Raw genomic sequence first — 22,070 nt, forward strand, 5'->3', positions numbered from 1 at the left:
GACACCTTAATCAAAAGAAGCCCGTTGATCACAATTATTATGTTGGGCTTTGCCCTCAGCAGTGGAGGCTGAGAAGGATTGTCGGAAATAGCAAAGAGGGGCGCAGCCCCCTTTGCTTTATAATTTTTGATAGTGATTTAAGAGATTCTCTACTTTATCTTGGATCAGTTGCTTTAATGATTCAGGCTTTACAGATAAAACATAATTACCATATCTCATAAAATAATGAGCTATAAACGCTTCTTCTCCATGATTATAGGACCCGTTAATAACGGTTCTATTTCCATTTTCTATTTTCATAGAAGGATAATGTTCTTTATAATAAAGATCCTTTGCTTGTTCTACAATCTCTACTTCAAAATGAATACCCTTCTCAGATTGATACATTTCTAATGAACGACTAACGAGTTCGTCAATAGAAAAGTGAGATTTGATTTCCTCTTCTTCTATAAAGGTTATTCTATCGCATCTGAAAACTCTATATTTATTAGTAGGTAACTCTATTCCTGCAGCATACCATTGACCAAACTTAGCGGAAATTTTGAAAAATTGAACATGGTAACTTGTTGTCTGATTATTTTTTACATATTGAATCTTACAATTGCTCTCATTAAGAATGCTTTTTAGAATTTTATCTAAATAACGACTTACATGATGGTGCTGATATACTTCAAGCTGTAGCACTTTTTTCATTTTGTGAATCTGCTCTATTTGTTCCTTAGAAAGGCAGTGTTCAAACTTTTCATTTAGCTTCGTGACACTTAAATGAAATGGTGTTGATTGATAAGATTCTAACGTCAACATGGCAAAGTACAGCGCATACACTTCATCAATCGTAAAATTAATGGGGGACAACAATCTGTTTTTTAAGATGCCGTATCGCCCATGTCTGCCATGTTCTGAAAAAATAGGCATGCCTAACTGTTCTAATGAACTAATATCACGTAGAGCGGTACTTTTAGAAATATTGTATTTATCCATTAGGTCATGTAAATTAAAGAACTCTCGACTGTTTAAGTATCTTATCATGTCATTTAATCTTTCTGATTTCTTCATCTGAAAACCTCCTTATAAAGGTGTCATGTTTTGATACCTTTATATATTATGATGAGTTCAAGGTCATATATCAAAGGAGATTGATACCATGAGTACAACACTAGAAGTCGCCATTTTCTTATCCATGAACGGAAAAGCACAAGAAGCGATACAGTTTTACAAAAACCATTTTAAAGCAGAGGAACTGTTGCTAGTTACCTATCAAGACATGGCAAGACGTGACAGTTCCATACAGCTTACAGATGAAAACAAAAATTATATTTCTCACTCTGTCTTATCCATCGGAAGAACAAAAGTAATGATAGCGGAAGATACTATGGATATCAGTGAACAATATACAGTTGGCAATAACACTTCATTATGTATTCAAAGTGCTGACGTAGAAGAAATTAAACATTTTTATAATAGCTTACTTACAGATGATAGAGTGAAAATTATTGTTCCTTTATCCCATAATTTGTTTAGCAAAGCATACGGTATTATTGAAGACCCGTTCGGTATTCAAATACAATTCATGTTTGATCATAGATTAAAATGATGGGCAAACATTGCTAATAGGAGTAAGACAGGAGGGCTGCTAGTAGCCCTCTTTTTTGCTTTTATATAAACGACCTCTTAATCAGATGCTATAGTAATTACAAAAGCTATCTAATTACACCGTACAATAAGTCATCGGCAGACAATTATGAGAATGGATTAGTTGGTATCATTGATTGTGAAAAAGGTTTATTCGGTATTAAAGAGAACTACAGGGAAAAGATGAAAATGAAGGTATTAGAACGAACCTATTTGAAGGGAGAAACAAACATGACAAAGGGAAATGACATCAGCAATAAGACGGAATTGTCGCCGGAACAACACGAGGGACTGCTCAAAGCTTTAAAAGCCCGTTTCGAGAAAAACATGAACCGCCATGAAGGGCAAGAATGGACTAACGTGCAAGCAAGGCTTGAAGCAAATGCAGAAAAGCTGTGGTCGCTTCATGAAATGGAAAGAACCGGCGGCGAGCCCGATGTTGTTGGGTATGACCATAAGACGGGCGAATACCTATTTTATGATTGTGTGGCGGAAAGTCCTAAAGGCCGCAGAAGCGTTTGTTATGATCGTGCAGCGCTGGAGTCAAGGAAAGAGCATAAACCGCAAAACAATGCAGTTGATATGGCAGCCGACATGGGCATTGAGCTATTAACGGAAGAACAATACCGGGAACTGCAACAGCTTGGAAATTTCGATCTGAAAACATCAAGCTGGGTGGTAACACCTGCAAATATTAGAAATCTTGGCGGGGCCATCTTTTGTGATCGTCGCTATGACACGGTCTTTATGTACCACAATGGAGCAGAATCCTACTATGCTGCAAGGGGCTTCCGCGGCTCGCTGAAAGTCTGATGATGATCTTGTATGGGGCGGAGCATCACTTGATGGTGATATCCAATACTATTGATGCGGAACAACATCGGCATTCTTTTTTACAGGTGACCATTTCTTTAGAGGACGAATTGGCCATTGATGTAGAGGGACATAGCTTGAGTTGCTCCGGCATCATGATCAATTCCAACGTGGTTCATCGGCTAAAAGGAGCGGGACACCCTTTAATGCTTCTTTTGATGGACAGCACCTCTGAGATGGCGGCAAGCTTTAAGCGATATATAGAGGGCCATACATATTATGTATTTCCGCCGGGGATGATGGAGACTATTCGAGAATTTGTGCTAAAAGAGTATTTTGGCGTTAAGGATACGGACAGCTATCTTATTTTTCTGGGACAACTGATGAAGCTAATGGGTGTGGAGCATGTAAATAAAGCTATTGTTGATCCGAGAATAAGAGAGTTTATACAGCTTATAAAAGATTGCACCGACTCCGAGCACTCCGTAAGTTTATATGCCAGGCAAATGGGTTTGTCCAACAGCAGATTGTCGCATCTCTTTAAAGAAAATACAGGCATATCGCTTAGCGGATATATGCTGTTGCACAAGCTGCAGAAGGCAACTTATTTTATGTTTAAAGGGCTCAGCATTACGGATGCGGCTATGGCGGCGGGATTTGACAGTCCGTCGCATTTAGCCGCCACCAGTAAGAGACTGCTGGGAATGACGGCGAAGGATATTCGCAAAGATAGCGTCTTTTTAAAAGTTTCCTGCCTGCATTAACCGTACAATGGGTGCAGGAGGTGTTTTCAATGAGAGCATACTTAAAGGAAACGGAATTGCTGAACTATTCTCATCCCCTGATCCGGCAAGTCATTCACAGTCGCCAGTGGGATCGTATGTCCAGAAAGGAACAAATTCTTGGCATTTATAACTACGTCCGTGACGAAATCCTGTTCGGTTACAATAGGGCAGATGATATTCCAGCATCGGAAGTATTGCAGAATGGCTATGGTCAGTGTAATACAAAGGGGGTGCTTTTTATGGCGTTGCTAAGGGCCGTGGGAGTGCCTTGCCGCATGCATGGATTTGCTATTGATAAAAAGCTGCAACAGGGAGCGATGAAAGGGTGGTATTACCAATTGTCGCCCCGAGAGATCGTTCACAGCTGGGTTGAAGTGCTTTATGAGGGCAAGTGGTTGAATATCGAAGGGTTTATACTGGATATTCCTTACTTGACCAAGCTTCAGCAAAAATTCAGACAGTGTTCGGGTTCATTTTGCGGTTACGGCGTCGCTACAAATCATTTTCAAAACCCGGAAATTTATTGGAATGAAAACGATACCTACGTGCAGAAAGAAGGAATCGTTCGGGATTTTGGGATTTACGACAGTCCCGATGCCTTCTTCTCCGATCATCAACAAGGGCTCAGCCCGCTCAAGAAATCGATCTATAGCCGAATCGTTCGGCATCTGATGAATCGAAATGTCAGCCGCATAAGGCAGGGGTAATGGAATGGCTTTGAGAAGTACATATTGATCGGGATAAATATCTCGCTCCTCTTGCCATAGCATGGGGCACGCCTTGCCGACGTGTATTTAGATTGAGATGTATTGGCGGAAATAGTAAGGAGGGGCGGAGAACCCCTCTTTTTGTTTGTCTAATTCAGTTTTATTAAGTACCTATATTTCGCCTTTCTTCTATTCCAGAAGCCACCTAAAAAAGTGTAGTGAGGTTAATTTTGAATGAATGAGGTTATTAAAAAATTATGGATTGCCTAAAAGAAGGTTTAAATGAAGATCCTCCTTTATGAACCAATTACGGCAGATCTTGATAGAAACTGGATATAATGGAACCAATCTAGTAGATTTTGATTTAGTTGAAAATCTTGAAAGATTTCATTAGCTAATTGTTTAGAAAAGTTGAAGTAGCTGTGGTAGGCGGGCGTCCATATAGATCACGAGTGTAAGGGAAAGCATTTTATTTTAGGATGGAGATCTTTTGAGTGACATGTTTTATCCTATATGTTGAACACGAGGTTGGGCTTTGCCATTAGCAGTGGAGGTATTTTATTCCGACATAGAGGATTGGTGTTGATTATTGTATGATGGATAATAGAACAATCGCCTTAATTAGGTAGTAATTTATATAGAACAAGGAGTAGTACATGAGCTGGAGCAAATTGAAGCAAAATCTGGACAGTTTTTTATGTCCTGCGTTACAAGGAAGAGTTGAGTACCGTGCAACGAGCTATCGTTATTTACCCGATAAAGCAGGGCTTAGCTATTTGACAGTAGATAAAAAGAACGTATTTAATATGAGTGATACGACTACCTTAATCAGTTGGTACCAGACGGAACTAGAAATTAAAAATGATACGAATATCCAAATTCCGATTAGTAATGAAGAAATTGAAGCCATCAGAAAAGAGACGAAGGGAACGGTGCCGGAGGATCGGCTAAAAGTAATTGCAAGAAATCGAAAAATAACAGTACATGCAAAAGAGCTTTTGTCGGCACAATCCTCTTTAAGCAAATCAAATTTTGTCGTTACAGCTAATAAGTTTCTGGCCACTTCTATTGAGGAAAGTATCGAGAGTGATGATATTTTATTAAATGTGTTGGCTTTGGTGGACAGACGAGTTGGCAAAAAGCGAATTATAAATATGAGCGAGAAGATAAGGTTAAAGCATCCCATTGTGCAATATTTTTATGAACTACGGCGTAGTACGTTGTAGTAATATAGGACGTAATCTCCTATACAGCAAAGAGACTAGCGTTGAATACTGGCTGTATGATAATCCGATAAAACAAATCAATCCCCCCTCATTCAGAGGGGGGATTTTGTAAGGAGTGGTCAATATCCTCGCCAAAAAAACAATGCTTCTACTTTGTCTATCCTCCATGATCTTAATTTCAGGATGCTTTAGCAATTTACAACAAAATGAAAGCCGAGATATAAATGAGCAAGAAGTTTACAGAACTATTGAAGCATACATAGTGAAAGAAAGGCATTATTTGTTATACAACGTAGTGGAGGGTGAAAAGCAAAAAGAAATAGAGATTCAAGTGCCGTATAAGATACAATCATTACAAATTAAAAAAATAACTCTTCTACAAGATAACAACGTTGTTTCCGAAGAACTGGATCAAGTGAAAACTCTAAACAATAAACTTACAATTAAAATGCCCTATTATATCCCACAGTTTAATCAAATGAAAGCAACATTAACGAATAATAAAATTATTACATTGAACATCGGTCAGTACACACTAGAAAATTTTACAGAGCACGATTTCAATCATAATAATATAAAGCCGATGCAAATAACAAATAATCACTTAAAGTTTCACAACGGAAAGCTCGAATCAACAACAGAATTCGTAAAGAAAGACGAAACTGAAGTAGAGGTCAAAATTCCCGAAGCGGCACTTAAATATATAAAAAACATCCAATTTAACAGAGCAGAACAAAATGGGAAGATTAAATACACTTTAAAGTGTGAGATTTCCCAATCTATATTAACAGACTATAATTTGGAATCTGCAGTAGTAGATATATCGATTGTACAGAATGCAAACGAAAAAAAATGGAGTTTAATTAAAAGTAGCGTTCCTATTCAAACAATGGATTACCAAACAAAAACAAATGAGTAAACTGACTTTTATTCCAATTAAATAGGTGTAAAATTTAGAGACAAGTTCACCTTTCGCAAGTAGATCAGGCATAAGCCGCTCTCTACATTTGAAGAGAGGCTTGTCAGCCTCCCTTCAATATTTGCATTCATCCAATCGCATGTGTTGTTTAACGAAACGACCAGATTTATACGTACGAATCACATGTTATATGGCAAGCGGATCATCTTGATCTGACAAACCGTTGACCTGGCTCATAACTAAACAGCAGCATCGACAGGGCTAACATTGCACAAATCATATACATAATCGAGTAAGAGAACAGATCCGCGATAGGGCCCATAACAACTCCGCCCAGCGATACCCCCAAGTCAGCCGTCGCAATAAACAAGCCAACTAGCACATTACGGTTTTCCTGAGGTAATACAAAGGTCAAATACGTGGTTAGCGTAGGATAGAGGAGTGCCTGAGCGATCCCCATCAGACCTGCGCCAGCATAAAAAAACATCACTCCACCTATAGCCGAAAAGCTTACCAATTGCGCGGCTACCGCTAAAATGAGCATCATCAACATAACAAAATTCGAGTGCCACTTTCCGTCCGAAGGAATTTTTTTTCTCAAGAAAAAACGTACGGCGACAACGGTACCTGCCTGAATCATAAGATAAATGGCTGCATTTCCGCTGTCCATTTGCGCTGCATACAGTGGTATAAAGGTGGTCACTGCTCCAAATACAAGGGAAGAGGTGAGCATCAGGACGCTGCACTTCAATAAGTGCGGGTTTTTAACTAGTTGGCTAAAGGAGTTCAGCATTTCCGCTCCTTGCTTTGTCTGACCTTCAGATGTCACCACTTCTTGTTTATCCAACTTGGCGGTGTAACCAACGCTTCCTGTAAGGATGGCAAGTATGATCATCACGATCGTAAAAACGTGCATATCACCAGTCTGCCAGATGCTTAAAGCGAGCAGGGGACCGATGATGCCCGGCATGGAAGCACAAAGAGAATACATCGAGATGCCTTGTGAACGATCCTTTTCTGGTAGGGCATCAACTATGCCAAGCTGCAAAGCCATTGAGAAAAAAGCAGTGCACACGCCTTGCAGCATACGCGCAACAAAATAGCCCCCTAAGCCGGTAATGGTGTATAGCAGGAGAGCCAGCCCATTTACCGCAAGAATTGTGCGCAGCACCTGAATTGGTCCCCATTTTTGAATGATCAGGCCCGCCCACGGGCGAAGAAGCATCGTCGTAAACAAATACGCCCCCATAATAATACCGATCGTCGTATTGGTAGCTCCGAGTGATTCTCCTTTTAAAGGAATAATGACATTTAAGATGGCATTTGCACTAAAATATAAAAGGGTTAATACATATAACCGTACAAAAGGCCACGACAACGCTCCCTTCAAAATGTATGCTCCTTCCGCTATTGTCTAACTAGCGCTTTTATTTAAATACCGTTAAGTTAAGTAATGACCATTTGCAGCAAATGTCTTGCATACGGGGATTGAACATCCTTTAACTGTTCCACGTTGACGATTTCCACGATATGGCCGTTTCTTAATATCATCACTCTATCGCAAATATAAGCTGCCGCCCGTATATCGTGAGTGATAAAAATATATCCCATGCTGTACATCGTTTTCAGGTTTTTCAGCAATTCAAGGATTTGGATTTGAACAGAACCATCTAAGGAACTGATGGCTTCATCCAATACAATACATCGTGGCTCCGTCGACACGGCTCTTGCAATGCATACCCGTTGTGCTTCACCCCCGGACAACTCATGAGCATATTTTTGTCGATAGGAAGAGTCCAAGCCGACTTGATGTAATAGCTGATCAATGTTGCCTTGATGCGCCTGTCTCATTTTTTTGTGCAGCATTAACGGCTCCATTAGCGCCTGTTCCACGGTATAAAATGGATTGATGGAGGAAGTATAGTCCTGAAACACAGCGCTAATGTTTCCTAGTCTTGTTTTCCGATCCTTAACTCGCTTTCCATCCCATAAAATGCGGCCTTGATCCGGCTCGTTAATGCCTAGCAGCAATTGCCCTAATGTCGATTTGCCACTTCCGCTTTCTCCGATTATGCCGAGGCATTCTCCTTGCTGCCAATCAAAGCTGATGTTTGAGAGCACCTGCTGTCGCTCTCTCGTAAACAATCCGCCTTTTTTGTATGATTTATTCACATGTTTAACACTCAGCATGGCTAACGCCTCCCATAATTTTGTTGAAATGATGGTCTAGCGTAAGCCCTGTAGATACTAAGAAGCGGGTATATTCATGTTGAGCCGCAGAGAAGATGTCACGGGTCGCCCCGCGTTCCACAATTGCTCCATCTTTCATGACGAGCATCTCATCTGCGATTCGTTTGACTACAGCCAGATCGTGGGAAACGAAGATCATCGCGCAGTTCATTCTAGTTCGTAATTGAATAAACTGTTCAATGACCTCGAACTGTGTAATGGTGTCAAGCGCCGTCGTAGGTTCGTCGGCGATCACTACGTCAGGCTCCAGCACGATGGCCAGCGCTATCATCACTCGTTGCAGCATGCCGCCCGACAACTGGTGTGGATAACTATTCATGATGGCGAGCGGGTCCTTCAGCATGACGCTTTCCATCGCCCTTTTCATTTTGACGGTGATATCGTCACGGCCCCAACCATAGTGCCAGGCAAGCGTTTCTTTTAAATGAACCCCGACTACACAGGAGGGATCGAAGGCGCGCATGCCATTTTGCACAATCATGCAGAGCTGCTTTCCTCTTTTTTTTCGCATTTCTTTCTCGGAAAGCTTGGTTAAGTTAACGCCTTGGAGGAGAATCTCGCCGGATTGATGGAGCAAAGCTTTATTTAATCTCATAATCGCTCTACACGTCAGAGACTTTCCGCTTCCGCTTTCGCCCACAATGGCTAGACAGCTTCTTTGCTTCACATGAAAAGAACTATGCGGGACGAGCACCTTGCCAGTACGACTGTCCCATATTTTTAAATTGGACACTTCCAGACTGTTCATAACAGAATTATGCCACCTCTTTTCCATGCGGCTTTGAAGCTAGAGCAATGGCTTTCCCTTGCCATTTATGGCGGGAGGTCATTAATTTAGGATCTAAAGCAATCTGGAGCGCATCGGACAAAAAGTTGATGGCCGATACGACTAGAATAATCGCGATTCCCGGGGCCAGCATGAGCTCGGGTCTTGAGAACATGACTGCTCGTGCTTCATTTAGCATCATGCCCCATTCCGCATGCGGCGCTTGAATCCCTAAACCGAGGAAAGAAAAGCCGGAAATTTGCAAAATCATAGAGCCAAAAGAACTGCTTGAAATGACGGCGATATCCGGCAGCGAAACGGGCAAGATGTGCTTTATCATAATGTTGATATTGCTAACGCCAATCGCTTTTGCGAACTTTACATATTCAGTATCCGTATATTGCATAACAGACGTTCTGATGATGCGGGCAAACCACGCCCATTTCATCAAGACAAACGCAATTAATATATTTTCAAGGCCAGCCCCTAGAATGCCAATGACCGCTAATGTCATGACATATCCCGGGAAAGAAAGCATGATATCGCAAACTCTCATCAAGATGGCATCCGCTTTGCCCCTAAAGTAGCCCGCAATAAAGCCTAGTGTTGTCCCAATTGCTACCGATATGGACAGGGCAACCAAAACCCACAGCACACTGGGACGGATGCCATATATTAATCGGGATAAAATGCAGCGCCCAAGATGATCGTTACCTAACCAATATTCCCAGGAGGAGGCTGCAAAGCGCAGTTCCATGTGGACTTCCTCAGGGGCATGCGGCGCAAATAAGGGGGCGAACACCCCAGTAACAAGGATGGCGGCGATAAACAATAAACAGACGGCGGCCAACTTATCTTTTCCGATTCGTGTCACTATTTTCATCTAATGATCCTTCCTCAGTTTAGGGTTTAACGCCGCATTTACAATGTCGGAAAACGTATTAAAGATTACAAAGGCTGCTGCCAGTACAAGCACATATGCCTGAATGATCGGGAAATCTCTGCTTAAAATGGATTTCACGCTGAGGGTTCCTAATCCAGGCCAGACAAATAGGTTTTCCACGACGACTGTGCTCCCTAAAATAACAGGAATCGCCATGCCAAATACTGAAATGGCTACCTGCAATGAATTTCGCAGCAGGTGCAGCGTGATTTTACTCTCGGGCAAGCCGCATGCCCTGCCATACAGCACATAGTCTTCATTCAGATTGCTTAGCATGGAGCTTCTGATGATTCTAAAGTAAATGCCTGCAAAGCTGATTGTAATCACCGTAACCGGTAAAATGTAGCTCTGATAGGTGTCCATACCGCTCGTAGGCAGTAAGTCCAGCTTGACGGAAAAATACCAGACTATAAGAGCAGCAAGCCAGTAGGAGGGCATCGAGGTGAGTAGAAAAAAGATACCTCTGACCGATTTATCCACCCATTTCCCTTCTCTTAATGCGCAGATCGTACCAAGTGTGATGGACAGCGCAATAATGGCTATAACGGAAACTAACGTCAGCTTTAACGTATTGAGAAAAGCGGGTCCTAGCAAAGACCACACCGGTTTTCCCGTTACATACGAGTTTCCGAAATCGAGCTGCAAGCAGGACACGAACCATTGTACATAACGAGTGAGCAAGGGTTGATCCATCCCGAGCCTCGCCTTTGTTTCGGCAATCAATTCACTCGTTATGTTCGGTACGCCTTGCGCGTGCAAGATGACCTCGGCTGGATCTAAAGGTGAAAGCTGGTTTAATATAAACGAAAAAAATGAAATTGTTACAAGCAAAGGAAGTGATATCAGAACCCTTTTTATGATATAACGTCCCATAGCCATCACCTTTCTGCGCTCAAATACAAAGGGGAGGAGGCTCCCCCTTTTGTATTTAACTATTGGAAGTACATTCGTTCAAAAGGCAGCTCGTATTGTGTTTGCTTAAACGAAATGCCTTGCAAGCTTTTGGGAGCCACAAGGGTGACATTACCGTTCGTAATCGGAATAAATACAGCTTCATCATGGACTATTTTTAAAATATCTGCATATAACAACTTTCGTGTTTGTTCATCTGTGGACACCATCACCTTATTAATTTTGGTGTACAGCTCAGTGGCGTTGGCGATCCCGTTGGTCGTGTGAAAGTAAGAAGATTCAGAGGTGAAGGCGGCGATGGTGCTTTGAGGATCGTACGCGAGCCCCCACGTTTGATTGAACAGCATGTCATAGTCTCCAGTCGCTCTTCTTTGAGCGATGGAAGAGGATTCTTCGCCGACAAGCTCCAGCCTGATTCCACTTTTTTGGACCGTGCTTTGAATAAATTCGGCCTCTGTTTTTTGGGAAGGCGAATTAGCGTCGTAATAGAGCGTTATCGCTAATTGGCTGCCGGCTTTTGTTCTGATTTTGCTGCCATTTTCTAATATCCAGCCCGCTTTTTCCAACAGCTTGTTTGCCGTTTCTAAGTCATAGCCTCGTTTTTTTAACTCCACCTCGGCATAGTTGACGTTTGATGAGAACAAAGTATTGGCAGGCGTCTCCGTGCCGTTAAAAATTTGCTTGCTAATCGTTTCTCTATCAATGGAATACCAGATCGCTTCACGTACGGCGGTTTCCTGTACGGGACTACCCGCCTTGCTGCTATTAACCACGATCATTTTCGTATTCATAGGCTCGCTTCTAACAATCTGGTAATCGCCCGAATCCGCTAACTCCTTCATGGCTTGCACGTCAAGGCTGTCGGTGCCGCGATCATCCGTAAAGATGAAATTCACTTCTCCTTTTTGCAACGCTAACAATGTCGTTTCACCAGTCGGAAGCACTTTTGCCGTAATCTTTTTCACTTTGGGCGCGCCCCCCCAATAGCTTTCATTGGCTTCAAAAACGGCATGCTGATCCGTTTGGTGTTCAGTAAGTTTATAGGGACCCGTACCGTTAAAACCATTTACGCCATCTTTTGTACCCCCGCTGCTGAAATCTTTGGGGGACAAAAAAGCATAAGGTCGGGTCATGGCCAATTCCAGCAAAGTAGGGTAGTAGGCTTCCGATAGTACCAACTGGACGGTATGCTCAGCAACTACGTTAATACTTACAATTTTGGTGGATAGCTTGATCCAGGAATGTTTGCTTTTATTGCTTTGGACCGCTTCGATGTTTTTTTTCACCGCATCAGCGTTAAACGGTTCCCCATCGTGGAAAGTTACACCCTTTCTGAGATAAAAGGTGTACGTTTTTCCATCCGGGGAGATGTCCCAAGACTCGGCCAGCATCGGGGTGATGCCGTCTTTTGTGTTTTCAACCAGTGATTCGTAAACGATCCCTTGTGCAGGGATGGAGCCTGCATACAGATGGGGATTCATGTCATTAATATCTTTGGCCGTGGCATAAACGAGTTCCGTGCGTTTATTTGCTTTTGCCTTGCTTTCCGTTTTGTTGCTACCACAAGCTGCAAGCAGGGTCATGGAAATCAAAAGTGCAGATAGCAAAATGGCTACATTTTTGTTCATATTTAATCCTCCAGTAAATGGTTCCGGTATACGGTTCTAGCTCGCACTGTTTTCGATTTCCTCGCAAATTTGCTCTATATCTTTAGCGAAGCTTTGAATGATAAAAGCATCCGACAGAAGTTCACCTTTAAGCTTCAGCGCGACTTGCTCGATTTTGTGCTCGTATGTTGAGATAAATTGATCGATCATCGGGCAATTCAAATGAAGATGTTTTGCGATGCCTTGTATAATTTTGATCCGATAATAATCTTCCTTGGGCATACGCGGGATGTCCCACTTTCCTTCTTGATTGATAAATATTTGCCGGATGGGGACAGCAGAGAAATCAAAATATTTTCCATTTGAATCTGGCTCTGAGAACGGATCGATTAACAAGGAAGCATAGCGGACATATAACAAGTATTCTTGATGAATCGTCTCCAGATGAACGAAATGATCGATATCGTGACGCGATAAGCTTTCTGTTCTTACTGGGTAATTGTCATCTGTCATAAACTTCAATAGATTAACGCCGCTCATATTCAGTTTTTCGACGATTGCCGATATTTCTTTCCATCCGCTCCGCATATTACGAATTAAGGCTTGTGTAATCGGTCCTTCGGGAAATAGTTTGTACACACACTTTGTCGTAGAAGCTTCACCAAATATGACGCTTAATGAAAAATCGTTCATGAATAGCGGCGGGTGGACATACAAAGAAATATTTCTCGTTTCGGCTTCGAGCGTCGAATTCATAGCAGTAATGGCGATATCCAACTGCTCATATAATGCCCGCAACTGCTCCATGTTTTGAGATGAAGTGTGGGTTGATCCAATGAACACCTTTTTCTTCACTCCCGTCGTGATGACACGATTTGACGGAATAGCATGCACCCAACGCGTATCACCCAAGTATGTAGAAAAACTTATAATTTCAATGTCAGGGCGTTGAACGTTCATACACTGACGAGTTAATGCGCCAGAGCCGAAGGTCGGAGAAAGCAGCACCACGCACTTGATCTGTCGTCGCACTTCATCGTTAAGCTGTTGCAGCACCTCCAGGTAGGCATCCGCTGTAACCGCTAAAATAAGGGTGTCCCAGTGTCCCGCGACGGTGTCATATCCATCAAACACATGATCCAAGCGGCATTTGCCTTGGAACTTATGATGCTTTTCATTTTGAATGTCTACGTGAACTTGCTGGTCGCTCTGTTTAAGCGCCGTAAAGAAGGACTCCGAACGGGCGGACTGCCGACCGGCGATTCCTATGCAGCCATTCAAATGATGCTTGAGTATAACCGCCATCTGAATGGAGGCAGGTCCAGTCCCCGCAATCAAGATGCGTTGAAAATCATGCATATAAACCTCCTTGTGTTGTCATTATAGGACTACGCTTTTTGGTATAATGCGATATCAAATACATGATCGGGACGTAAAATGGATTCAATTAACTTCCATTTATGAGCATCTGTCGCTTGCATAGGGTAATTAAATAAAGATTTCAGCCGATCGCCATATCGCATGGCTACGACGACTTGTTCATTCGTTAAAGCAAATAGCTGATCCAGTAAATCATATTTATTGGCCACCGTGGAACTAAAAATGATGTGGGTTGCATCCTTGACAGCATCCAGCTGTTCTACGAAGGCATGCTCCAACGTAATTTTTAATCCGTTGCCTAAACGTTCGACCACCTTTCGTCCAAGTGCTATGGCCTCCTCGTCAATGTCGATTCCAATCACCTCTGCACCTGTCTGCTTGGCAATAAATAGCGGTGTCATCGGAAATGAACCGGAGCCAATTAGTAATACTTTAGAATTGGCAGTGACTAGAAAGCTTCCAAATTCATTTTTAATACAAGCCTCTATATGATGAAAGTAATCAGTTTTGTCGATTTCACCGTTCAACAGCTTTAAGGCGCGGTATTTCTCCATGATTGCAACACATGTCGCCGATGAGCTCCTTATTCCCTCAATGAGTGGGGCAAGTTCGCTAGACGTTTGCTGCTCCAGTTCTGCCCATACTTGCTCGTTACTTTCGTTTGTAATAAAAGCGGCATATTCATCGATGATCGTTTCTAATTCCGAACTATGATGTATGGTGCCATCATATCGAGCCGCTAAAGCTATAAATCTTTCATGAAAATAGGCCAAACGGTGCTTAAATTGATTGATTTTCATTCACTTCGCCCCTATACGGTGTTAATTGACCAAACTTCCTTCGATAAAGGCCTTGCCTTGTGCTACAATTCCAACGGTTCCCTCAATGCTCAGGCTCGTTACGCTGTCGTTCTCACAACTAGCTGTGACATGAATCGTGCCGCCAGGCTGCTTGACGGGGAGGGTAATAGCTTCGTTGTTTTTCCAAGCGAGATAGGCTCCGAGTGAAGCCGTGCCCGATCCGCAGCCTCTTTCCCACATCATGCTGTCCAGTGGGGGAACATAAATGAGTGGAGCCAGTTCATTAGAGTCACGTTTAAACAGTAAAATGCCAATCAAGTTTGCGCCAAAGGTGACTCCCAGCAGCTTTGCCAAGCCTTGAACCCGCTTCCTCATGGCGGGGCTGAATTGATCTACTTCGATCACAATATGAAAAAAATCATCATACCTGATGATGGCAAGCTGCATTTCATCGCCTTCATACTCAACTGTCTTTTGTTCAATTTTGTTAGGAACAGGCATGCTCACTCGACAGTCGTACGTTTCTTTGTTTTGTTTCACTAGGCAAGTGATGAATTGATCTGTACCCGAGGCTTCTAAAATAATTTCCGTGAAATGATTAGGCTGGAGCCCACGCTCAGCAGCTACATAAGCCGCTAATGCCATGCAAGCATTTCCACAAAACTCTCCTCCCGCCATTTGTAAATAGGCAGCAGCTTCTTGCCTTTGCGGTTTTTCGATAAATCCTACCTGCTCGGCATAAACATGATCATAGGACATCAATATGGACGCAATATGTTGATGTTCTGCCGGGGGATGCTTTGTTTTCACCAGGATGGTCATATTTTGTGTAGGGTTAAATTTCACAAAATCGATTTCGTGTTTCATCATAACGACCTCTTGACCAATTGTCGCCAACCTCGCCTTCTGTTAATCGTAATAATTACGATTTAAATTTGGGTAAATCATACCCAAAATAAGGGGAGACGTCAATACTTACTTTTCTTTTTTATTCTATACCGATTATTTTTTTCTTCCAGACAGGTGTATTACCCAGTAACAAGGGTTATTCAAAAAGGGGCGTCTCTAAGTCAAAATCGACTTTTTGAGACGCCCCTTATTGTTAGACAGACCGAGCCAGTCGGAATCCAAGATCATCGATGGCAAAGGTAGGATGACTGCGACGACGACAAGAAGCACCACAGCCGCGTTCCGCCTCCGCCCAACTGCCACCTCGAAAAATGCGGTAGGAGCCGTATACTTGCTCGTCGTATATATCCCAGCACCACTCCCACACATTTCCGATCATGTCGTAGAGCCCCCATGCGTTAGGCTGCTTCTGTCCTACTTTATGGATTTGGCCGCCTGCATTGTCCTTATACCAAGCGATTTTATCTATTTCGCCGTATCTATAACCTGTCGTTCCTGCCTTACAGGCGTACTGCCATTCTGCTTCTGAAGGGAGACGGTAACCATCTGCTTCCCAATTACAGATGATTTCTTCACTGTCATTCTTTACCGAATAACATTCATTTAGCCCAGCTCGTTGAGAAAGTAGATTACAAAAGGAAATAGCTTCATTCCATGAAATATTTACGACCGGTGTTTGATTGGCAGTGATAGAAAGAGGGGAGTTTCCCATAATCGCATCATACAGTTCCACGGTCACAGGGGACGGGGCAAGCTGGAAGGACCGGATTGCAGTGTGCCATGTTCTTTTGGTTCGGTCATCTCTCAGTTCTATTTCTCCACTAGGAATTTTGACCATCGGATAATCAAAATGGCCCTTTATGATTGCTGGCACTTCGACATGCCTCCTCAACTTGAAGATGAGCCAGTGCTCAATTTTTGAAGCGCTTGTGTTTCATTTGGCAAGAAAAATAAATCTTTGCCTTTGTTGCTCTCATAAATAAAATCTTTAAAATTCTCACTTGAATACGCAGAGAAATCACCAATAATGGCAACTTTCACGTGATAGTTAATAAATTTCTGTAATATATCTCCAGCAAGTCGAGTTGATAATTTGAAGAAATCATCACAAATGGCGGACTTATTCAAAATAATTCGATTACAGCCTGCTTCATAATGAACAGTTGCAATCAAATCTAATGCAGACTGTACATCTGTGATCAGTAATTCGCTGCCGCTTACAACGGCAATTTCCACATTGTTTACTGTTACCTTGTTAATGTTCATCCTAATCCTCCAGTTAGTCGTTTGACATAGTCCTCACAAATGTATCGATTATCTTCCCCGTTCATCGGTTGAATATTAGCTACTTTAAAAAAGCTGAGCCCGACCACCATAGCGAGCATACCATAAGCAGCACTGCCCGAATCCTCCACCTTCATCGTGCCAAGCGTCTTCCCGTAGTCAAAAATCTTCATAATTCCTTTCATGTCTTCCTTGTATCCGGCGGCCACAACCTCTTGTAAACGGGGGTCCAGCACAGCTTTTGAAAAGAAATGGAGGAAAAGCTTGGCTTGAACCTCATGGGGGATATGCATCTTTTCAACACCGTCAAGATCGGATACATTGATTGCTCCTTGTGTATCCTCGCTATACGGTGGGAGGATGTTCTGTAATGTAATTGCGAGCATCGTCGCTGGGGTCATAGAATGCTCAATTTGAGAATTGATTTTCAACCCATAATAGGCTAAAAACGACCTGAAAGCCTCGATAATCAAGTTGTCTTTATTTTTAAAATAATAAGTGACAACTCCCTTTGAGCAGTCTGCATACTCAGCAACTTTTTCCAGCGTCATACCATCAATACCATGATTACTAATGCACAGTAGTGTAGCATTAATGACATCGGCTCGCCGCATTGGCTCCATTCCCACTTTAGGCATCATATGGCCTCCCTTGTTTGAAATAGATGCTTCGTTATTTTATACTGACCAGACGGAATAAATAAAACATACAATAAATGGAATCTTATGTCAAGCAGTTATTTATTAAATTTCTCTTTACTGACGTGTGACGAATAGAGTTTATTTTTCTGTTCATTCGAGTCTGCTGCGTATGCTGTATAATGAAAGCCATGTCCTAATGATGTAATTGATGAAGGGGAGAGAGTAGTGAAGCGAAATAGAATATTACTCACAAAGCCGAGCAAAAATTATAAAAGTTATGTTCATCTCATGATCACAGAAACTACAGATCAACACATTTTAAATATCGTCAAGGGGCGTTTAACATTACGTAAAAAAACTTCTAATGCAGTGTATAAACAATATCCACCTGATGTGGCAGTTCAGCAGCTCGAGCAGTTGTCCTTGGAATACAAAGCGAAAGGATATAACGAAGAGCCGGAATCGATTTTAGATGCTATTAAGATTCCTGAAATTCAAGTATTAGATAAAGCGAAGTGGCATTATGATGGGGATTTTCCACTGGATCTAACAAAAGAAGCGGCGTATACTGCTACGGGGATGTTTATTACGTGGGTTATTAACAACAATTGGTTTACAGGGGAAATGGAGCAGCAGTTTCATGCTGAGATTGAGCAAGTCAAGAAGCGTCAGCTTACGGGTGCTGAATTTTATCGAAAATGTCTGGACGGTGTATTTTCAACCCAAGAACTTTCGGATGACATTATACCATTCGTAAATCAATATTTGGATATTCAAAATGATATATATACGGCTGAGGATTATGTCCAAACGCTGCAAGGAGACAAGCCTACCTTTTATCACATTGCAAATACGTGGGAAAATTATGACTTGATCGAACCTGTAATCGAGCGACGTTATCAACAATTCCAGGGCAAAATGTAAGCTCTGTCCATTGCAAGGGAGGGGCGCTCAGCATGCGCGCCCTATTAACCTCAAATAAAAAAGGTTGTTGATTTCAAGGAGTAAGCTTCAGTTCCCTTATCTGATTTTTACAATTATTTTCCCTTTAGCTCTGCCCGCTTCTGCATGCTCCATCGCCTTTTGCGCATCATGAAAAGAATAAACGCTGTCTATTACAGGTTTGATGTTACCAGACTCAATGAAGTTGGTTAGTATACGTAATTGATCTCCGCTTGGCTTCATAAACAAATACGTATATTGAGCATGATGCTTTTTTTCAAGTGTAGTGAGTTTATGACTTACTGCTGATAACAGCAATGTTTTAAAAGTACCTAAACCATAGTCTTTCGCAAAGCGAGCATTTGGCATGCCAGAAATGGAAACTATTTTTCCACCGTCTTTTATGACCTCAAATGATTTTTCGAGTATATTTCCCCCAAGTGTATCCAGAACCGCGTCAACATTGGCCAATCTTTTTTCAAATTGTTCGGTCTTGTAATTAATAATTTCATCTGCACCAAGAGATTTTACTAAATTCATACCGGCTTCACTGGCAGTTGTTGCAACAGTGGCACCCATTAACTTGGCCAATTGAATCGCGAAGGTACCGACACCACCCGCCCCAGCATGAATCAAAACCTTTTGTCCTTTTTGTAATTGCAGGATGTCATGCAAGGCTTGATAGGAGGTTAATCCAACAAGTGGAATGGAAGCAGCCTCCTCAAAACTTAAATTTTTAGGTTTTAAGGCGATATCATCCTCGTGGATGGAGATAAATTCCGCCAAAGTACCGATCTTGGTCTTACGTGGACGGCCATATATTGCATCACCAACTTTAAAACGAGTCACTTTTGCGCCTACCTTTAACACGATACCAGAAAAGTCATTACCCAAAATAAGTGGCATATTATATTTAATTAACATTTTTACTTTGCCGTTACGTATTTTAAAATCAATAGGATTAATACTAGCTGCATGAATTTCTGCAAGTATCTCATATTCGCCAACTTCAGGGGTAGACATTTCCATCAAGCGTAGAGGGAAGTGTCCATACTTGGTAACGACCATCGCTTTCATGATTTTTCCTCCGAATTAATTCTGTTTATATTTCATTAGATCTATGATAATTCTGCATAAAAGTTTCAATATTTGACACAAGCGTTTTGAGTAAACCTAATTTTGTACGTACATTGATATAATAAAAGTTTTTTGTTCCTTCTTTTCGCATTAAAATAACACCAGCATCCCGTAAAACCTTCAGATGATGTGACACCGCAGGGCGAGAAAGATGTGTTTTTGCGGTGATCTCTCCTACACGCAAGCCTGTTTGACAATCCGTCTCCATACAAACTAACAAAATAGACTGACGTGTTTCATCACCAATTGCTGATAGTACCTTTTTACAATTGATAAAATCTTTCTTGATCATATTTAGTTGGTCATGTTTATTCATCCAATTGAATACCTCCAATAGTCAGTTGAATAGTTTAACTTGACGAACCATTAGTGCTGACTACGACAATATACTATTGTTGTATGTGGTGCAATATTGGGAAAGAAAATCGAGACGAAGCATTTTGTAGCAGCGAAACCAGATCCGTAGTCTAACGTAAAAGCATCGAATCTTTAACCCGATACCAATACGTATAAATTTCCGTATAACCGAGCTTTGAATATAGTCGAAGCGCGGGCTCATTTTGGGTAACTACTGCTAGATAGCTGTATGCCGCGCCATTTTCTCGGCCCCATTTGAGTAAATTTAATATCATTTGTTCACCGAAACCTCGATTTCTAAAATGAGCATCCGTCACGATATCATATAATCCGATATATGATCGTTCGATAACTCCAAGTCCGCAAGCAACGACCTGATCTTCGAAATAAAGGGTTATAAATCCTGTTTTCGTTTGAATATTGGACAGTAGCCGCTTCATAATGTCTTTTTGTTTAGCTGCAACACGATTTAACTTGCAATAATTGTTGATCCATTCAGTGTCTAGTTGTTCTTCTATGGTGACGGAATGTAGTAGGGGTTCGTTTAGTTGGTTTAGCGCCAAGGTCTGTACACTTGTGGGATCAAGGATGGAGTAGCCCTTGTTCTGTAACACGTCATCTAAATTTGGGGGTTGTACATAGGGGGTAATCTTAAAGGTTGTCTGTAATTGATGAGCGGAATAGATGCTTTCACATTGTGCGATTTTAGTATTCAGATCAAGGGTAGAATTATAAAGTGGCTGAATCGAGTTGGCCCGTTTGGTGTAGCCTTCAGCAAAGCGTAATACCCATCCATCATAAAGCAGCGTGGAGAGCGCGGGCCAGTTGTTCAAGGACAATTCTTCAATCGATTTCATATCCATCATTAGTATTTATCCTCCCAATTACATTATGCATAATAATACAATTTTAATAATTAATATTCAATATAAATGTAACGCCAAGTTAGTTTGCTATAAAACTGAAAGATCTATAAGACAAGTAAATCAGCTAGGCTAAGGTACGACACCAGCTGATTATGGGCAAAATGATAAGAGATAAGTTCTGACGAGGGGAATCGAATTTTTTATGTTGTTTCTATTTTTAGGATTAACAGACAGCATAAATGGTTTTTCAAGCCGTGATAATCCATTCATGCTGTCTGAGCGGTCATCATTGAATTACTTGGGGCATTTTTGAGAAAAGGATGTAGGAGTTGGCTGGTCTTTCCGTTAACTATTGCTGTGAAAGAACGTATGAATTAAATTCGATAGTGTTCTATCATACAAGGCTTTGGCAGCTTCTTCGTTAGGGATATGTCCCCCTAAATAAAGATGGATGCTTCCATGCAGTGATGCCCAAACCAAATTCACAACAAGGACCGGGTCTTGCTCGGTAATAAATCCTTGGTTAATAGCTTTTGTAATGATGGTTATCACTTGTTGTAAGGCCGTAATAGTAGCCTGTAGACTTTCCTCTGTTGGCTTGAATTCACTAAAAGCCCCACCAAACATCACCATATAGTAGCTGGTGTAATTCTGTGAGAACTTCCAATAAGCTTGCCCAATATCCCAAAGAAACAGGTCAAGCTTGGTTTGTTCTGGGACCGCTTGAAAGGCATCAGCTAACAATTTGCAGCCCTCCAGGAAAAGTTGTTTGGCCAGTCCATCCTTGTTTCCAAACAAGTTATAAATAATTTTTGTAGAGCATTCCATTTTCTCAGCAACCCGGCGAATGGTTACGGCTTCGGGACCGTATTCCTGCATAATCGAGGCTGCAACTTCTATAATGCTTAGTTTTAATATTTCGTTATGCTGAAGTTTGGCTTTGGGATAGGTAGTAGTTGTATGAGTATCTATAGACAAATTTTTGGATGAATTGTGCATGTAATTTTCACACCCTTAGAACTTTAATTTGCTAGCTAGCTTGCATTTCAATAACTTATTTTACTGTTTTCAATGGCAAAATGCCAATTTGCAAGTAGTTTTCACTTGTATGTACTCTAAGGACCACCGTTTGCTAGAGTTCCCAAGCGCTCTAATTGACATCGTTGTGATATTCGGATACACTGATTCAAAAGG

At 41.6% G+C, this 22,070-nt stretch carries 24 protein-coding genes; 7 read left to right on the forward strand and 17 right to left on the reverse strand.

Annotated elements, in window-relative coordinates:
* Positions 1-117: 117 nt before the first annotated feature.
* Positions 118-1,056, reverse strand: a complete 939-nt coding sequence (locus H509_RS0106610) for a helix-turn-helix transcriptional regulator (RefSeq protein ID WP_028544390.1) — start codon at positions 1,054-1,056, stop codon at positions 118-120.
* 88 nt (positions 1,057-1,144) lie between these two features.
* Between H509_RS0106610 and H509_RS0106615 the strand changes: the two genes are divergently transcribed.
* The 6 genes from H509_RS0106615 (at position 1,145) to H509_RS0106640 (ending at position 6,082) form a co-directional block, all read left to right on the forward strand.
* Entirely contained in the window at positions 1,145-1,594 is a 450-nt protein-coding gene (locus tag H509_RS0106615; protein ID WP_028544391.1) for a VOC family protein, read from the forward strand.
* Positions 1,595-1,863: 269 nt separating this feature from the next.
* The gene (locus H509_RS0106620; RefSeq protein ID WP_028544392.1) at positions 1,864-2,445 is read left to right on the forward strand and encodes a DUF4256 domain-containing protein; all 582 of its coding nucleotides are present in this window, start codon (positions 1,864-1,866) and stop codon (positions 2,443-2,445) included.
* A 32-nt stretch (positions 2,446-2,477) separates the two neighbouring features.
* On the forward strand, positions 2,478-3,209 hold the full coding sequence (locus H509_RS0106625; RefSeq protein WP_169450862.1) for a helix-turn-helix domain-containing protein: 732 nt from the start codon (positions 2,478-2,480) through the stop codon (positions 3,207-3,209).
* 29 nt (positions 3,210-3,238) lie between these two features.
* Entirely contained in the window at positions 3,239-3,937 is a 699-nt protein-coding gene (locus H509_RS0106630) for a transglutaminase-like domain-containing protein (RefSeq protein WP_028544394.1), read from the forward strand.
* A 656-nt stretch (positions 3,938-4,593) separates the two neighbouring features.
* Complete coding sequence (locus tag H509_RS0106635) at positions 4,594-5,163, forward strand: SF0329 family protein (protein WP_028544395.1); 570 nt, start codon at positions 4,594-4,596, stop codon at positions 5,161-5,163.
* A 166-nt stretch (positions 5,164-5,329) separates the two neighbouring features.
* Positions 5,330-6,082 (forward strand): hypothetical protein, encoded by a 753-nt coding sequence (locus tag H509_RS0106640; protein ID WP_157277503.1) that lies wholly within the window; start codon positions 5,330-5,332, stop codon positions 6,080-6,082.
* 202 nt (positions 6,083-6,284) lie between these two features.
* Here H509_RS0106640 and cntE read toward each other — a convergent pair whose 3' ends face one another.
* From cntE to H509_RS0106700, 12 genes are all read right to left on the reverse strand, one after another.
* Positions 6,285-7,472 carry a staphylopine family metallophore export MFS transporter CntE gene (gene cntE, locus H509_RS0106645; RefSeq protein WP_028544397.1) on the reverse strand — a complete coding sequence of 396 codons (1,188 nt, stop codon included), beginning with the start codon at positions 7,470-7,472 and terminating at the stop codon, positions 6,285-6,287.
* Positions 7,473-7,528: 56 nt separating this feature from the next.
* Positions 7,529-8,272, reverse strand: coding sequence for an ABC transporter ATP-binding protein (locus H509_RS0106650; RefSeq protein WP_028544398.1), 744 nt, complete (start codon positions 8,270-8,272; stop codon positions 7,529-7,531).
* Positions 8,259-9,080, reverse strand: coding sequence for a staphylopine uptake ABC transporter ATP-binding protein CntD (gene cntD, locus H509_RS0106655; protein ID WP_028544399.1), 822 nt, complete (start codon positions 9,078-9,080; stop codon positions 8,259-8,261). Before cntD ends, H509_RS0106650 begins: the two co-directional genes overlap by 14 nt.
* Positions 9,081-9,087: 7 nt before the next feature.
* Positions 9,088-9,981, reverse strand: coding sequence for a staphylopine uptake ABC transporter permease subunit CntC (gene cntC / locus H509_RS0106660; protein WP_028544400.1), 894 nt, complete (start codon positions 9,979-9,981; stop codon positions 9,088-9,090).
* Complete coding sequence (gene opp1B, locus H509_RS0106665; RefSeq protein ID WP_028544401.1) at positions 9,982-10,914, reverse strand: nickel/cobalt ABC transporter permease; 933 nt, start codon at positions 10,912-10,914, stop codon at positions 9,982-9,984. It abuts the gene before it with no gap.
* 59 nt (positions 10,915-10,973) lie between these two features.
* The gene (gene cntA / locus H509_RS0106670; protein ID WP_028544402.1) at positions 10,974-12,581 is read right to left on the reverse strand and encodes a staphylopine-dependent metal ABC transporter substrate-binding lipoprotein; all 1,608 of its coding nucleotides are present in this window, start codon (positions 12,579-12,581) and stop codon (positions 10,974-10,976) included.
* A gap of 36 nt (positions 12,582-12,617) precedes the next feature.
* Positions 12,618-13,919 (reverse strand): opine metallophore biosynthesis dehydrogenase, encoded by a 1,302-nt coding sequence (locus tag H509_RS0106675; RefSeq protein ID WP_028544403.1) that lies wholly within the window; start codon positions 13,917-13,919, stop codon positions 12,618-12,620.
* Positions 13,920-13,948: 29 nt separating this feature from the next.
* A complete protein-coding gene (locus tag H509_RS0106680; RefSeq protein WP_028544404.1) occupies positions 13,949-14,740 on the reverse strand; it encodes a ribosomal RNA methyltransferase FmrO domain protein in 792 nt (263 codons plus the stop codon).
* Positions 14,741-14,761: 21 nt separating this feature from the next.
* Entirely contained in the window at positions 14,762-15,607 is an 846-nt protein-coding gene (locus H509_RS0106685) for a histidine racemase CntK family protein (protein WP_028544405.1), read from the reverse strand.
* A gap of 235 nt (positions 15,608-15,842) precedes the next feature.
* Positions 15,843-16,487, reverse strand: a complete 645-nt coding sequence (locus H509_RS0106690; protein WP_051286881.1) for a formylglycine-generating enzyme family protein — start codon at positions 16,485-16,487, stop codon at positions 15,843-15,845.
* Between the two features lie 50 nt (positions 16,488-16,537).
* Positions 16,538-16,915 (reverse strand): DUF4180 domain-containing protein, encoded by a 378-nt coding sequence (locus H509_RS0106695; protein WP_028544407.1) that lies wholly within the window; start codon positions 16,913-16,915, stop codon positions 16,538-16,540.
* Positions 16,912-17,571, reverse strand: coding sequence for a TetR/AcrR family transcriptional regulator (locus H509_RS0106700; RefSeq protein ID WP_028544408.1), 660 nt, complete (start codon positions 17,569-17,571; stop codon positions 16,912-16,914). Before H509_RS0106700 ends, H509_RS0106695 begins: the two co-directional genes overlap by 4 nt.
* Before the next feature lie 228 nt (positions 17,572-17,799).
* Between H509_RS0106700 and H509_RS0106705 the strand changes: the two genes are divergently transcribed.
* Positions 17,800-18,498 carry a DUF7832 domain-containing protein gene (locus H509_RS0106705; protein ID WP_028544409.1) on the forward strand — a complete coding sequence of 233 codons (699 nt, stop codon included), beginning with the start codon at positions 17,800-17,802 and terminating at the stop codon, positions 18,496-18,498.
* A 96-nt stretch (positions 18,499-18,594) separates the two neighbouring features.
* Here H509_RS0106705 and H509_RS0106710 read toward each other — a convergent pair whose 3' ends face one another.
* From H509_RS0106710 to H509_RS0106725, 4 genes are all read right to left on the reverse strand, one after another.
* Positions 18,595-19,593, reverse strand: coding sequence for an NADP-dependent oxidoreductase (locus H509_RS0106710; protein WP_028544410.1), 999 nt, complete (start codon positions 19,591-19,593; stop codon positions 18,595-18,597).
* A 25-nt stretch (positions 19,594-19,618) separates the two neighbouring features.
* Positions 19,619-19,969 (reverse strand): ArsR/SmtB family transcription factor, encoded by a 351-nt coding sequence (locus H509_RS0106715; RefSeq protein ID WP_028544411.1) that lies wholly within the window; start codon positions 19,967-19,969, stop codon positions 19,619-19,621.
* 151 nt (positions 19,970-20,120) lie between these two features.
* Positions 20,121-20,876 (reverse strand): GNAT family N-acetyltransferase, encoded by a 756-nt coding sequence (locus H509_RS0106720; RefSeq protein ID WP_028544412.1) that lies wholly within the window; start codon positions 20,874-20,876, stop codon positions 20,121-20,123.
* 345 nt (positions 20,877-21,221) lie between these two features.
* Entirely contained in the window at positions 21,222-21,875 is a 654-nt protein-coding gene (locus tag H509_RS0106725) for a TetR/AcrR family transcriptional regulator (RefSeq protein WP_036696534.1), read from the reverse strand.
* Positions 21,876-22,070 lie beyond the last annotated feature (195 nt).

This window comes from Paenibacillus taiwanensis DSM 18679 (assembly GCF_000425125.1).
Lineage (GTDB): Bacteria > Bacillota > Bacilli > Paenibacillales > Paenibacillaceae > Paenibacillus_B > Paenibacillus_B taiwanensis.